The sequence below is a fragment of the Arthrobacter sp. CAN_C5 genome, from assembly GCF_017875735.1.
Lineage (GTDB): Bacteria > Actinomycetota > Actinomycetes > Actinomycetales > Micrococcaceae > Arthrobacter_D.
The window spans coordinates 421,472-433,910 of sequence record NZ_JAGGMZ010000001.1; the positions used below are offsets into that span (position 1 = coordinate 421,472).

The 12,439-nt window shown below is 63.1% G+C and carries 12 protein-coding genes and 1 riboswitch; of the genes, 9 read left to right on the forward strand and 3 right to left on the reverse strand.

The annotated features are described in order from the left end of the window. The first annotated feature begins 57 nt into the window (after positions 1 to 57). Positions 58 to 636, forward strand: a complete 579-nt coding sequence (locus H4V95_RS02055; RefSeq protein WP_209728495.1) for an HhH-GPD-type base excision DNA repair protein — start codon at positions 58 to 60, stop codon at positions 634 to 636. A gap of 109 nt (positions 637 to 745) precedes the next feature. Here the strand turns inward: H4V95_RS02055 and H4V95_RS02060 are convergent, their stop codons facing one another. Then, positions 746 to 1,555 (reverse strand): nitrilase-related carbon-nitrogen hydrolase, encoded by an 810-nt coding sequence (locus H4V95_RS02060; RefSeq protein ID WP_196867650.1) that lies wholly within the window; start codon positions 1,553 to 1,555, stop codon positions 746 to 748. Positions 1,556 to 1,670: 115 nt separating this feature from the next. On the opposite strand from H4V95_RS02060, the gene H4V95_RS02065 reads away from it, so the two are divergent. Genes H4V95_RS02065 through H4V95_RS02080 form a run of 4 tightly spaced genes read left to right on the forward strand, consistent with a single transcriptional unit; the run spans position 1,671 to position 5,143 of the window. Further along, positions 1,671 to 1,844, forward strand: coding sequence for a hypothetical protein (locus H4V95_RS02065; protein WP_196867651.1), 174 nt, complete (start codon positions 1,671 to 1,673; stop codon positions 1,842 to 1,844). Further along, positions 1,841 to 3,304, forward strand: coding sequence for a cytosine permease (locus H4V95_RS02070; protein WP_196867652.1), 1,464 nt, complete (start codon positions 1,841 to 1,843; stop codon positions 3,302 to 3,304). Before H4V95_RS02065 ends, H4V95_RS02070 begins: the two co-directional genes overlap by 4 nt. Then, a complete protein-coding gene (locus tag H4V95_RS02075) occupies positions 3,301 to 4,395 on the forward strand; it encodes an alcohol dehydrogenase catalytic domain-containing protein (RefSeq protein WP_209728497.1) in 1,095 nt (364 codons plus the stop codon). Before H4V95_RS02070 ends, H4V95_RS02075 begins: the two co-directional genes overlap by 4 nt. 25 nt (positions 4,396 to 4,420) lie before the next feature. After that, on the forward strand, positions 4,421 to 5,143 hold the full coding sequence (locus H4V95_RS02080; RefSeq protein ID WP_209728499.1) for a TetR/AcrR family transcriptional regulator C-terminal domain-containing protein: 723 nt from the start codon (positions 4,421 to 4,423) through the stop codon (positions 5,141 to 5,143). Here H4V95_RS02080 and H4V95_RS02085 read toward each other — a convergent pair whose 3' ends face one another. After that, the gene (locus H4V95_RS02085) at positions 5,144 to 6,154 is read right to left on the reverse strand and encodes an aldo/keto reductase (RefSeq protein WP_312883916.1); all 1,011 of its coding nucleotides are present in this window, start codon (positions 6,152 to 6,154) and stop codon (positions 5,144 to 5,146) included. A gap of 418 nt (positions 6,155 to 6,572) precedes the next feature. Between H4V95_RS02085 and H4V95_RS02090 the strand changes: the two genes are divergently transcribed. The 4 genes from H4V95_RS02090 to H4V95_RS02105 all read left to right on the forward strand — a co-directional run bounded on the left by H4V95_RS02090 (position 6,573) and on the right by H4V95_RS02105 (position 11,220). Beyond that, a complete protein-coding gene (locus H4V95_RS02090) occupies positions 6,573 to 8,078 on the forward strand; it encodes a bifunctional diguanylate cyclase/phosphodiesterase (protein ID WP_209728501.1) in 1,506 nt (501 codons plus the stop codon). Between the two features lie 169 nt (positions 8,079 to 8,247). Continuing rightward, positions 8,248 to 8,365: riboswitch (SAM riboswitch) on the forward strand. A 213-nt stretch (positions 8,366 to 8,578) separates the two neighbouring features. Further along, entirely contained in the window at positions 8,579 to 9,460 is an 882-nt protein-coding gene (locus H4V95_RS02095; RefSeq protein ID WP_196867656.1) for a MetQ/NlpA family ABC transporter substrate-binding protein, read from the forward strand. Between the two features lie 72 nt (positions 9,461 to 9,532). Beyond that, a complete protein-coding gene (locus tag H4V95_RS02100; protein WP_245345538.1) occupies positions 9,533 to 10,561 on the forward strand; it encodes a methionine ABC transporter ATP-binding protein in 1,029 nt (342 codons plus the stop codon). After that, positions 10,561 to 11,220, forward strand: a complete 660-nt coding sequence (locus tag H4V95_RS02105; RefSeq protein ID WP_196867657.1) for a methionine ABC transporter permease — start codon at positions 10,561 to 10,563, stop codon at positions 11,218 to 11,220. The genes H4V95_RS02100 and H4V95_RS02105 overlap by 1 nt, the downstream gene beginning before the upstream one ends. Here the strand turns inward: H4V95_RS02105 and H4V95_RS02110 are convergent. After that, entirely contained in the window at positions 11,210 to 12,436 is a 1,227-nt protein-coding gene (locus H4V95_RS02110; RefSeq protein WP_209728503.1) for an MFS transporter, read from the reverse strand. The genes H4V95_RS02105 and H4V95_RS02110 overlap by 11 nt on opposite strands. Positions 12,437 to 12,439 lie beyond the last annotated feature (3 nt).

Sequence of the window (12,439 nt, forward strand, 5' to 3'; positions counted from 1 at the left end):
CATGAACCCCCAGCGGGAGCTACTCCCGCTGGGGGTTTGCGCGTTAAACTCGGGGTTATGACTGCGCACCTGAACATCACCGACGATCCCGCCGCCGATCAGCTCCTCTCGGAGGAGCCACTCGCCCTGTTGATCGGGATGCTGCTGGACCAGCAGGTAGCCATGGAGACGGCGTTCGTTGGTCCCGCGAAGATCAAGGACCGGCTGGGCGCGTTTGACGCAGCGACCATCGCCCACAAGGATCCCGACGAGTTCGTTGAGCTCTGCCGCACCCCTCCCGCCGTCCACCGGTACCCGGGAAACATGGCGGGACGCATCCAGACCCTCTGCGCCACGCTCCTGGATGAGTGGGATGGCGACGCGTCCCAGATCTGGACCCGCGACAACCCCAACGGCGCCGAGGTCTACAAGCGGCTCAAGGCCCTGCCGGGATTTGGGGAACAGAAAGCGAGGATTTTCCTGGCACTGTTGGGCAAGCAGTACGGGTACGACGGCGACGGCTGGCGTGAGAGCGCCGGCGCCTATGGCGAGGAGGGCAGCTTCCGCTCAGTTGCCGACATTGTGGATCCTGAGTCGCTGACCAAGGTGCGCGAAACCAAGCGTGCGGCGAAGGCTGCCGCGAAGGCGAAGGGCTGATTCACCGCCTGATCCCGGCCGATTGATTTCGTTTCAGCGGTCCGGCGTTACCCCTCTCCGCAGAAGAGTTAGATCGAGCGACTTATTGGACGCCCCGACCCACCAGATCTCACGCTTCGGCGGAGGTGGGAACGTCATAGCCCAGGTCGGGCAGGTAGGTGTTGATGCGGCGGGCTCGCTGCACTTCGTCCTGACTGATCTCCGCGACGAGGAGTTCCTCGGATTGATCCGCCTGCGCAAGGACGTTTCCGTGGGGTCCAACAATGCAGCTGAGGCCGGTGAAATCCGGCGGAGTGTGGTTGGCGTAGGCAATGTAAATGCCGTTCTCCAGTGCCCGACACGGGACCATGATGGTTGAGATTCGCTCGGCGTTGTACGTTCGCTGGGAGGGGAACCCGTCAACGTCGCCCGTGCGCGGCACCGCAGTGGGAATCAGGAGTGCGTCGGCGCCGCGCACCGTGGCCGCCCGGGCAAACTCCGGGAATTCAATGTCATAACAGATGCCCAGGGCCAGGTGAAGGCCAGCGTATCCGAACACGTCGGCTGGCTCGGATCCCGGCACGAAGACCGACTTCTCTTCCGCCCCGAATAGATGTGATTTCCGGTAGCGCGACATCTCCACGCCATCCGGGTCGAAGAAGGATGCGCTGATGTACCGCAGGCCGTCCGCTTCATCAACGCTGGAGCCGACAATAGCTATCCCGTGGCGCCGGGCAGCGGCGGCGAGACTCTCGCGGACCTCACCGCCATCCAGGCCATGAATTTTCGCCGGGGCATAACCGGTGGCGAACAGCTCGGGGGTAACGACGACGTCGATTTCCTCCCGGGCCGCTCGCGCCGCCATCCGGTCCAACCGCGCCAGATTCTGTTGGGTACTGGCTACCGTTCCAGTAGCCTGCCAGACGCCGATCCGAACCACTATGTCTCCTTCATATTGGACAGCTTTCGCCAATTCTATTGACACTTCGATGTGTTTGGGTCTGTTATGAACCTGGAAACCGAAAGATATTCGATTAGTTGTTGAGGAGACGCTCGTGGCCAGAGATTCCGCCCAGGTACAGCAGGAATTACATCGTCGCATAGAGGAAATCAGGACGGTCGAAGGAGCTGACCCGGCTCGGCGTGCGCTCAGCCGCGCTGACCTGGCCGTGTATGTCGGCGTTACCGTATTGATCAGCCTGCTCGGACTGCTGGTGATGGTCCTGTGAACCGCCCCAACGACACCGGAACCGAAGAAATCGAGAATGCCAACACTTTCGGATCCCTTCCCCTGCTGAAATCCGAGCGGGTCTGGAGCGCGTTGGACTTCAGCTGGGTAAACGTTGCACTGGCTATCGCCACCTGGGCCTTCCTGGTGGGCGGGGCGACCGCGTCGTTTGTGGGATTTCAGCAGGGGATCGCGGCGATGATTATCGGCAACGCGATCGGGCTATGTTTTATGGTGCTCGCCAGCACAGTGGCCAGCCAACGGTATGGCGTGGAGCAGTACACGATCCTCCGGCCGGTCTTCGGGGTGGCAGGGGTAGGAGCGCTCGTCTTCACCGTTGTATTGATCACCGAGATGGGGTGGTCGTCCTTGCTGGGCATCATGGTGGGCCGGGCAACCACACAGGTGGCCGGGGTCGCTACCGGGATGGAATTCGATGAATACGGGCTAATGGTCACGCTGGGGGCGCTGGTAGCACTGGCCGTCGCCTGGTACATCCTCTCCCGCGGCCCCATCACGATCGGTCGCCTGAACAAGTTCATTGCTCCGGGGCTTCTGGTGATCACCGCACTCCTGATGGTTTTCCTGGTGATCAATACCTCGTGGGCTGCCCTTCTGGATGCCGCCCCGCTCGCCCCTTTTGATGATCCGCAGCTGAACTTCATGATCGCCGTCGAATTCAACGTTGCTGTTGGAGTGTCGTGGTATCCGGTGATGGGCTCCCTGGCCCGGATGACCACATCACCCAAGGCCGCAATCTGGCCCGCCTATGGAGGATTACTGATCGCGACGTTGCTGGCTCAGATTGTTGGAATGGGCGCGGCGCTGACCCTGGGGGATTCCGACCCCACCGTCTGGATGATCCCCTTTGGCGGTCCTCTGCTCGGAGCGTTCATCCTGTTGTTCATTTGCTTCGCCAACATCACCAGCATGTCCTCGATTGTCTACTCAACTGTTCTCGCACTGAGGCAGTCCAGCGGCGAGTTGCTCACCGGCCTGCACTGGAAATGGCTGTGTGCTGGATTCTTCGTACTGCCTGCTCTGCTCGCCTTCTTCCCGCAGTTTATGTACGAGAGGTTTGTCCTGTTTGTCACGCTCAGCGGGGCGTTCCTCGCCTCGATGTGCGGCGCGATCATCGTCGACTATTTCATTCTGCGCAAGCAGCACATTGATCTGTCCGAGCTGTACGCCCCAGGCGCCAAAAGCGCCTATCACCTGCCGGGTGGGGTCAATTGGGCAGGGATTGTGGCGGTGGTCGCTGGCGCAGTGTTCTACCTGTGGATCTACAACCCCGTCACGCTTGAAACCCAGCCGGTCTTCAACGTCATCTCTGCTTCACTGCCCGCCGCCGTTCTCGGCGGGATCGTGTACTGGATCCTGGCCGTGGTGCTTTATAGGAACCGCGGAGTGGGCGGGTTCAACCTGGCCAAGTCCCACAACCTCAAAGGGTCACGGTCATGACCATCAGTTCACGGGCCGCGGTGCACCGCGGCGGATCTTCGCTGGAAATCACCCAAATCGAGGTGGCCGCACCCGGGCCAGGGACAGCGCTGGTCCGGCTTGGGGCGTCCGGCGTGTGCGGTTCCGATCGACATGTGCTCGACGGCGAATGGGAGATGCCTTCCCCCACCGTCATGGGCCACGAGGGAGCGGGGGTCGTCGAAGCTATTGGTGAGGGGGTCGAAGACGTTGCAGTCGGAGACCATGTCGTCCTCAGCTGGTTCTATCCCTGCCGGCGCTGCACTGCCTGTCTTTCCGGCAGGGCCTTCGTCTGCACGGGCAGCCGTTCAGAGGAATGCCTCCTCCCGGATGGCAGCACGCCCCTGTCGGAGAACGGAACACCTGTGTATCCCTATCTTGCCGTCGGGTCGATGAGCGAATACACGGTCGTCCCCGAATCGGCAGCCGTGAAGATACCGTCGGACGTGCCGTTTGAGGTTGCCTCGCTCCTTGGCTGCTCGGTGTCTACCGGTGTAGGAGCGGTGGTCAACGATGCGATGGTGGCGCCGGGCAGGTCTGCCGTCGTCGTCGGGACCGGCGGAGTTGGACTGTCGATCATTATGGGACTGAACCTGGTGGGGGCGCACCCCATCATCGCTGTCGATCTCAGTGAGGAAAAGCTCGCGATAGCTCGCCGTTTTGGTGCCACGCACTCGGTGATTTCCGGGCCGGACAGCCAGGAGCAGATCCGGAGCATCACCGGGGGTGGAGCGGACTATGCGTTCGAGGCGATCGGACGCAAGGACACCATCGAGTCGCTGCCTGGCCTGTTGGTGCGTGGGGGCACTGCCGTCCTGGTCGGCCTGCCGCCAGCTGACCAGACCATCAATTTTGATGGCCTGGCACTGGCCGAGGGAGGGATCCGGATTGTCGGGTCCAACTACGGCTCCACAGTTCCCGGCCGGGACTTTCCTCGTTTGGCCGCACTCTATCTGGCCGGCAAACTACCGGTGGATGAGCTGATCTCCGACCGGATTCGCCTCGACCAGGTCAACGAGGCCTTCGAGGCGATGCGCCGTGGCGAGCGAGCACGCAGTGTCATAGTGTTTTAGCGGCCCGCAACCACGAAGGAACTTTATGGCCAGGCCTACTACCCGGATCCTCACTCCTGGCAAGATCTTCCGGGCGGCCCTTGAACGGTTCGACGAGCGTCAGGAATTTTCCATCCCACAGCTTGCCAAACGGCTGGGCGTCAGTCCGTCCTCCCTCTATCACCATGTGAAGGGAGGACGGACCGAGATTATCGAGGGAATCCGTTCCCTCATCAGTCAGGACGCTCACGACCGTGGGGATTTCCCGCCGGGAGAGGGAAACTGGCAGGAGCAGACGCGTCGCTGGGCGATCAACTACCGCTACGCGCTGGGGCTTCACCCGATGGCCATTCCGGCGCTGGTGGGCGAATCTGTCGACGATGCGCCCACCCTCGAGATCTACGAAACGTTGGCGCAGATCCTCGAGTCGGCCGGATTCCAGGACGGCCGGCTCCTTGACGCTCTTTCACTCGTTGATCTGCTGGTTCTTGGTTCTGCGATCGACGCGGGATCTCCCGAACCGCCGTGGGAGCCGTCGGAACTTGCGCATCCCTCCCTGTCACGAGCACTGGCGACTCAAACCGGTGCCCGGCGACAGGACAGGGCTTTTGCCCTGGGGCTCGACGCGGTCATCGCCGAACTGGACCGTCAGCTGACCACTCACGTCGCCCCTGACGGGTTAGACCGGGCGATTCGTCGCCCTGCCCCTGCCAGTCCTCACGTTTCGGCGAAGGGGAGCGAAATTGAGGAAGGGGCGAACTTGTTGTAGCTAGTTCGCCGGAACGGGAGCCAGCGGCGAGATGAGCTGTTCCTCGCGCAGGGCATCCCAGAAGGCGGCGGGCACCGTCTCCTGCAGTGCGGCGAGGTCCTCCGCGATGCGGCTCGGTTTGGTGGCGCCCGGTATCACCGCGGTAGTTGCCGGGTGGGCGAGCGAGAACTGCAGCGCTGCCGCCTTGATGCCGATTCCGTGTTCAGCCGTCAGTGCCTTGATGCGTTCCACCTTGGTAATGATCTCGGCCGACGCTTCCTGATACTCGAAGTGCTTGCCGCCAGCAAGAATGCCCGAACTGTAAGGTCCGCCCACCACAATATCCACCTGGTGATCGACTGCCGCCGGGAGGAGGCGCTCCAGGGCACGATCATGGTCGAGGAGCGTATACCGTCCGGCCAGGAGGAAGGCATCGGGCTGGGGCTCGTCCAGATCGAGTGTCAGCTCCAGTGCCTCCACACGGTTGACGCCCACACCCCAGGCCTTGATGACGCCCTCGTCCCGCAACCGGGTCAGGGTGCGGAAAGCGCCGGTCCGGGCCGATTCAAAGACGGCAAGCCACTCATCGCCGTAGAAGTCCTGGGCAATGTCGTGAACCCAGACGATATCCAGTCGGTCGGTTTTCAGTCGTTTGAGACTGTCCTCCACCGAACGGAGAGTGGCGTCTGCCGAGTAGTCGTTGACCACCTTGTTCGGGCGGCCGTGGGCGAACAATCCGCCCTTCTCTCCCATGTCGCGTGCTGAGACGTCCTCGGTCTCGTCGAGGATCACACGGCCCACCTTCGTGCTCAGCACATAGTCACCCCGAGGGTGCGCGGAGAGTACATCGCCGAGGCGGATCTCGGCGAGGCCAGCACCGTAGAACGGTGCGGTGTCAAAGTACCTGATGCCCTGGTCCCAGGCGGCTGCGACAGTGGCCGTGGCCTCTTCCTCGGGAATGGCCCGGAACATGTTGCCCAGCGGTGCAGTGCCGAACCCGATGGGTGCCGGGAGCAAGGATGAAATGGTCACGGAGGGGTTCTCCTTCGGGAGGTGTTGGGCGTGCTGCGCAGGATTCGCACAGGATCTTCAAAGTAAGGCGCCTTCGTATTTACCCGGGGGTTACACTGGGAAAACCGGCGCGAACGTGGTGAAACGTGAAGAACAACACCACTGATTAAGCATATCGTTCGGCTGGGCGGGCCACGGGACCTTCCGCCACCCCACAGGAAGGTCTCTCATGCACTACGTCTCTTGTCGTCGACGACTGATCGCCAATCGACCCACAGAGTGTTGCCGCGCAATCAGCGGTACCCCGGCCCACAATTTGTCATGCAGAAGATAAGCGTCTTTTCGGCACTCTCGCCGTGGAAGCACCTCATCGGTCATGGATTCGCCACCGCTGGGGACTTCAGATTTCCGTTGATTCACCCGAAAGCGAATTGCACTTATGCCCGACCCCGCAAGTGATTCATCCGCCGCACTGTTTCAGGACACCCCCTCCGATCGGGAATACACCGAGTCGTCCATGGCGGGCCCCGAGGCCCGGCCATATGAGCGTGCCCTCGAGGACGTGCGTCGCGGCATTGAGGCTCAGCCCACCCCGGCGGCTGCCCAGGCCGGGCTGACGCACCTGATGCGCCACGACCCCCTCACCGGGCTGGTCAACCGAACGGGTTTCCTCTCCGAGCTGTGGGCCCTCCTCGCCGAGGATGGCACCGACCAGTCTCCCGTGGGCGTCCTGATCCTCGACATTGACCACTTCATGGCGGTCAATGAGGGACTGGGTATCGCTGCCGGCGACGAGGCACTCAGCATCGTGGCATGGCGGCTCCGGTCCACAATGAGCGACACTGCGGTTGTCGCGCGCCTCGATGGAGACGAGTTTGCCGTCGTCGATACTTTTGCTGACACGGCAGCCGCGTGTCAGGCGGCAGCCTTGCTGCTGGCGGCCCTCAACGCGCCGATGATTGTGGGCGGGTCAACGCTCGATCTTTCGGTCAGCATTGGGTTTGCGATGGCTAGTTCCAGCGATACGACCGACGGCGTGCTAGGCAGGGCCACCACCGCCGTGAACCGGGCGAAGAAGCTGGGGCGTAACCGGTTTGAAGTGGAAATCGGAAGCACCAAGGACCCGACAGATGGTCGTCTCAAGCGCCGAGGCGAACTGCGGCAGGCGATCGACGACGGCGAACTGCTCCTCCTCTTCCAGCCGCAGATCGACCTGGCCAACGGACAGATGAGCGGTTTTGAAGCGCTGGTCCGGTGGGATCACCCGGACCGGGGGTTGCTGGACCCGGGATCCTTCATCGACTTCGCCGAGGAGTCCGGGCTGATCCTGCCCCTCGGTGCCTGGGTCGTCAACGCCGCCGTGGCGCAGCAGGCGGCCTGGCACCGTTCCTCACCCGGCCGGGCACCGGTACGCATGTCAGTGAACATTTCGGCCATTCAGTTGAATGACCCCCATCTGGCGGACATCGTGACTGCAGCTCTGGAACGTCACAACGTGGCGGCGGGACTGCTCACCCTCGAGATCACCGAGACGGCGTTGACAGTCGACCCCGAAAGTGCGCTCCGGACGCTCAACGCGCTCAGCGCACTGGGCGTCAGCTTGTCCATCGATGACTTCGGGACCGGCCACTCCAGCCTGGTCTATCTGCGGCGCTTCCCAATCGATGAGCTCAAGATTGACCGGTCATTCATCGCGGGCCTTACCTCCGATACCAAGGACCACGCGATCGTGACCTCCTGCATCCAGCTCGCCCACGCGACGAACATGTCTGCGGTGGCCGAGGGCGTCGAAACGGCCGGCCAGCTGGAAGCCCTGTTGGGGCTTGGCTGCGATCTGGCGCAAGGCTACTTTTACACCCGGCCCATGACCGCGGTAGATCTGGAACCCTGGTTCGTTCCGCGTCCGGACAACCAGATCATGTCCCGGGAGCAGCTCACCGGCTAGTCGCGCCGCTGGATCACCGGCGGTCGCGATGACCGACCAGGCTATGAGGGCCTGCTGGGTGGTCATGCCGAGGAACCGGCTCGCCAGCAGTTCTCTGCCGGGCCATTTGTGACGATCCTTCGAGACCATTTTTTGACCCTGCGAATTATCTGCTTTAGCGTGAACTCAGAATCAAGAGTTCAGCCAATGGCTCCCTGGCCGGTTGAACAGCAACCCTCTCCCGTAGTGGGGTGCTTCAGGTGAAGATTCGGCCACCGGAACAAGTCCCCGGATGGCAAGTACGGCGTATCCAGGAGAGTCCCCGCAAGGGTCTCGGTGATACCGCCCGCGATCTCGAAGCGAGCCAGTATGTAACACCCGAGGAATCCCGCCCGATTGTCGCTGCAGTTTACGCAGCACCTTCACATTTTTCTTTTCTTAGTGCCGATCCAGCAGAGCTTCCGGCCGATTTCGCCTGCCCGCTGGTCCTTTTCCCAAGTAAACCGTTCAAAGGAAAACCCATGAATTCCCGCAAACTCCTGTCCCTTGCCGTAGTCCCCTTTCTGGCCCTCACCGTCGCCTGCGGTTCGTCGGAAGGCTCCGACTCCGGCAACGAAAGCATCAGCCTCGGCGTCGTCGGTGCCAGCGACCCGGAATGGGGGCTGTTGACCGAAGCCGCGGCGGAGGAGGGAATTGACCTTGAGGTCATCGACTTCGCCGAGTACACCCAGCCCAACCCCGCACTGAGCGAAAGCGAACTCGACCTCAACCAGTTCCAGCACCTGGTGTACCTGGCGCGCTACAACGTTTCCAGCGGTGCGGAGCTCGCCCCGATCGGGTCCACAGCGATCTACCCTCTGGGTCTGTACTCCACCCAGTACGGCTCGGTCGACGAGATCCCCGAGGGCTCCACCGTCGCCGTCCCCAATGACGAGAGCAACCTGGCCAGGGGCCTGCTCGTGCTCCAGTCCGCTGGACTGGTGGTGCTCGACGGCGGCGGCAGTGCCTTCTCGACCATCGACGACATTGACGAGGAGGCCTCCAAGGTCACCGTCACCACCCTCGAGGCCTCGTTGACACCCACGTCGTTGCCCGACGTCGCCGCCGCGATCATCAACAACGACTTCGTTCAGGACGCGGGGCTGAACTTCGAGGACGCCATCGCGCAGGACGATCCGACGGATCCCGCCGCCGTTGCGTACGTGAACGTGTTCGCCGCCCGTGCCGGTGAGGAGACCAACGAGACCTACCAAAAGCTGGTGAGCATCTACCAGGAAAACCAGGAGGTGCAGGACGCCGTCCAGGAGACCTCCGGTGGGACGGCCGAGTTCCTGGTGGTAACTCCCGAGGAGCTGCAGTCAACCCTCGACACTGTCGAGGAAGACACCGCCGCCCAGGGCTAGCCAGGCCCCGCCAACTCCTGCGGCCGGCCGGCGATCCCGGCTGGCCGCAGGGCTCTTCCAGCAAGGAGCACCATGCCCCTCATCTCTTTGCAGGACGTCACGAAAAGCTTCCCTCCGGGGCGGCGCGGTGACGATCCTGTGCACGCTATCGACAACGTCAGCCTAGACATTGAGGCCGGCGAGATCTACGGGATCATTGGGTACTCGGGTGCCGGCAAGAGCACCCTGGTCCGGCTGATCAACGCGCTGGAGAAGGCGACCAGCGGCACGATCATCGTCGACGGACACCAGGTCACCAACGTGCCCGACCGCCAGCTGCGCAAGCTGCGCCTCGACATTGGCATGATCTTCCAGCAGTTCAACCTGTTCAACGCGAAGACGGTCTGGAACAACGTTGCCTACCCGCTCCGCGTCGCAGGGAAGAGCCGGGAGGAAATCCAGGCGCGCGTCACCGAGCTCCTCGACTTTGTGGGGCTGGCAGACAAGGCATCGAACTACCCTGAGCAGCTCTCCGGTGGGCAGAAGCAGCGCGTCGGGATTGCCCGCGCGCTGGCCACGTCACCGAAGATTCTCCTGGCCGATGAGGCCACCTCGGCGCTGGACCCCGAGACCACCCACGAGGTGTTGCGCCTGCTGCGCCGGGTCAACGAGGAGCTGGGGATCACCATTGTGGTGATTACTCACGAGATGGATGTCATCCAGACCCTCGCCACCAAGGTGGCGGTGATGGACGGTGGCCGGATCGTCGAGCGAGGTGACGTTTTCGACGTCTTCTCCAACCCGCGTCAGGCCTCGTCGCAACGGTTCGTCTCCACGGTGGTCAGGGGCATCCCGTCACCCGACGAGGTCGCCGTGCTGCGCGAGCGGCATGCGGGTCGGATCGTCACCTTCTCCTTCCGCGACGGCGACTCGTCCCAGGCCTCGGTGTTCCTTGAACTCGCCGCTGCGGGGGTCGAGTTCGAGCTGATCTACGGGGGCATCAACGACATCAGGGGCCGCGCGTTCGGGCACCTCACCCTCGCGCTTACCGGACCGGGCACCGCGATCGACGCCGCACTGGCCAGTCTCGCCACCCGCACCACTGTGAAGGAGCTCAGCTGATGGATTCCCTGATCGATCTCAGCCCGGAACTGTGGCAGGCCACCTACGAGACCCTCTACATCGTCGGGTTCAGCCTATTCTTCGGCGGTCTGGGTGGGCTGCTCCTCGGTATCGGCCTTTACACCACGCGGGCCGGCAGCATCCTGGGGAACAGCGCCGTGTTCAGCACCCTGAACATCATTGTCAACATTTTCAGGCCCATCCCGTTCATCATCTTCCTGGCCGCGGCGCAACCCCTGGCCCGGGCTGTGACGGGGACCGGTATCGGCAACAGCGCCATCATCTTCACGCTGTCGCTGGCCGCCGCGTTCGGGATCAGCCGCATTGTGGAGCAGAACCTGTTGACCGTGCAGCCCGGAGTGATCGAGGCGGCACGCTCAGTAGGTGCCGGCCGGCTCCGGATCATCCTGACCATCATCATCCCGGAAGCCCTGGGACCGCTGATCCTTGGCTACACGTTTATCTTCGTGGCGCTGGTCGACATGTCGGCCGTCGCTGGCTATGTGGGCGGTGGAGGGTTGGGCAACTTCGCCATCCAATACGGTTACCGGCAGTTCAACCCCTGGGTCACCTGGGCTGCAGTGATTGTGATTATCCTGCTGGTGCAGGCGGTCCAGCTCCTGGGGAACGTACTCGCCCGGAAGGCGCTCAGGCGGTAGTCTCCAGTGCCGGCGCCGTGGCCCGATCCTGATTTGTCGTGGCCTGACCCCGACCTGTGGGGTGTGGCCGCGGCGCCGGCTTCAGGACGCCGAGCAGACAGATGCCAGCGGCGATGGCAAAGGCGGCCGTAAAACCGATTCCCTCGATTATTGAACCGGTCAGCGTGGCGCCGACGGCTTGCCCGAGCACCAGGCTGGTGAAGAGGATCGACGTTCCGGCGGCGCTGTGCGTCGCCGAATGGGTGGCCCAGATGATCAGGACGGAGCTTGCCGCGGTGTAGGCCAGGCCGAACAGGGCCGCCGCGGCGAAGCTGAGGGGTATGTACTGCGGAGCCAGAGCGAACACCACCGTAGCGACCGCCGATGCCACAACGGTCGCTAGCCAGGTGGTCCGGATTGAGTGGCGGGCCAGCCAGGGTGCCGATAGGACAGCAACGGCGCCGCCCATGCCGAGTGCAATCCACGCTCCCGCCGATAGCGCTACCGCCATGCCCTGGTCCTCAAGGAGGATGCGGCCGTGCACCCAGACGGCGGAGACCCCCACGCCGAAGACGAAAGCTGCCATGATCGGGTGCCACAGGGCACGCAGTTCTGCACTCGTCCTCGTTGACGTCACCAGATGATCGGTGGTTCCCCCAATGGTGCGCGACCGGTCGGTCCGCAGCACGCCGATCAGAGCACCGAGTGCGACGACGGCGATCAGCCCCCAGGCCACCCGCCAGGAGGAGCCGACCAGCAGAGCCAAGGCACCTGCAAGCACCACACCGAAGCCGGTCCCCGAGTTCACCACCGACTGGGTTTTATTCATCTGTGCGGCCGGGATGTTCCGGCGAACCAGTTCCACCAGGGCAGGGGTGGCGAAGCCAGCCCCCATTCCCGCAATCAGCACTGCCGCAGCGAAGACGAGGGTGTCCTGAGCGGTGGCAACACCCGCACTGCCGGACGCTGCCGTCGATCCTGCGAGGATCGCCACCAGCCGTGGCCTGGTCGGCGCAAACCGGAACCCGATTAGCGCCGACACGCAATAGCTCACCGAAGCGCCGGAGGCCAGCAGGCCGCCGACCGTCGGCGTGAGCTCAAATGTGGCGGAGAACGCAGGAAGGAAGAGGCCGTATCCGAGGCGGGCCAGGCCATAGGTTGCAGCGATGAGCGCCAGCGCCATCACTGAAAGGAAGGGGCTGGCGGCGGTTTGAGAAGACTGTAACGTGCGTTTCATTGA

Excerpts from the sequence above, each read along its gene's own strand:
- H4V95_RS02095 (WP_196867656.1), top strand. The coding sequence starts at position 8,579 with ATGAATTCCCGCAAACTCCTGTCCCTTGCCGTAGTCCCCTTTCTGGCC.
- H4V95_RS02090 (WP_209728501.1), top strand. The coding sequence starts at position 6,573 with ATGCCCGACCCCGCAAGTGATTCATCCGCCGCACTGTTTCAGGACACC.
- H4V95_RS02080 (WP_209728499.1), top strand. The coding sequence starts at position 4,421 with ATGGCCAGGCCTACTACCCGGATCCTCACTCCTGGCAAGATCTTCCGG.
- H4V95_RS02100 (WP_245345538.1), top strand. The coding sequence starts at position 9,533 with ATGCCCCTCATCTCTTTGCAGGACGTCACGAAAAGCTTCCCTCCGGGG.
- H4V95_RS02075 (WP_209728497.1), top strand. The coding sequence starts at position 3,301 with ATGACCATCAGTTCACGGGCCGCGGTGCACCGCGGCGGATCTTCGCTG.
- H4V95_RS02110 (WP_209728503.1), bottom strand. The coding sequence starts at position 12,436 with ATGAAACGCACGTTACAGTCTTCTCAAACCGCCGCCAGCCCCTTCCTT.
- H4V95_RS02055 (WP_209728495.1), top strand. The coding sequence starts at position 58 with ATGACTGCGCACCTGAACATCACCGACGATCCCGCCGCCGATCAGCTC.
- H4V95_RS02105 (WP_196867657.1), top strand. The coding sequence starts at position 10,561 with ATGGATTCCCTGATCGATCTCAGCCCGGAACTGTGGCAGGCCACCTAC.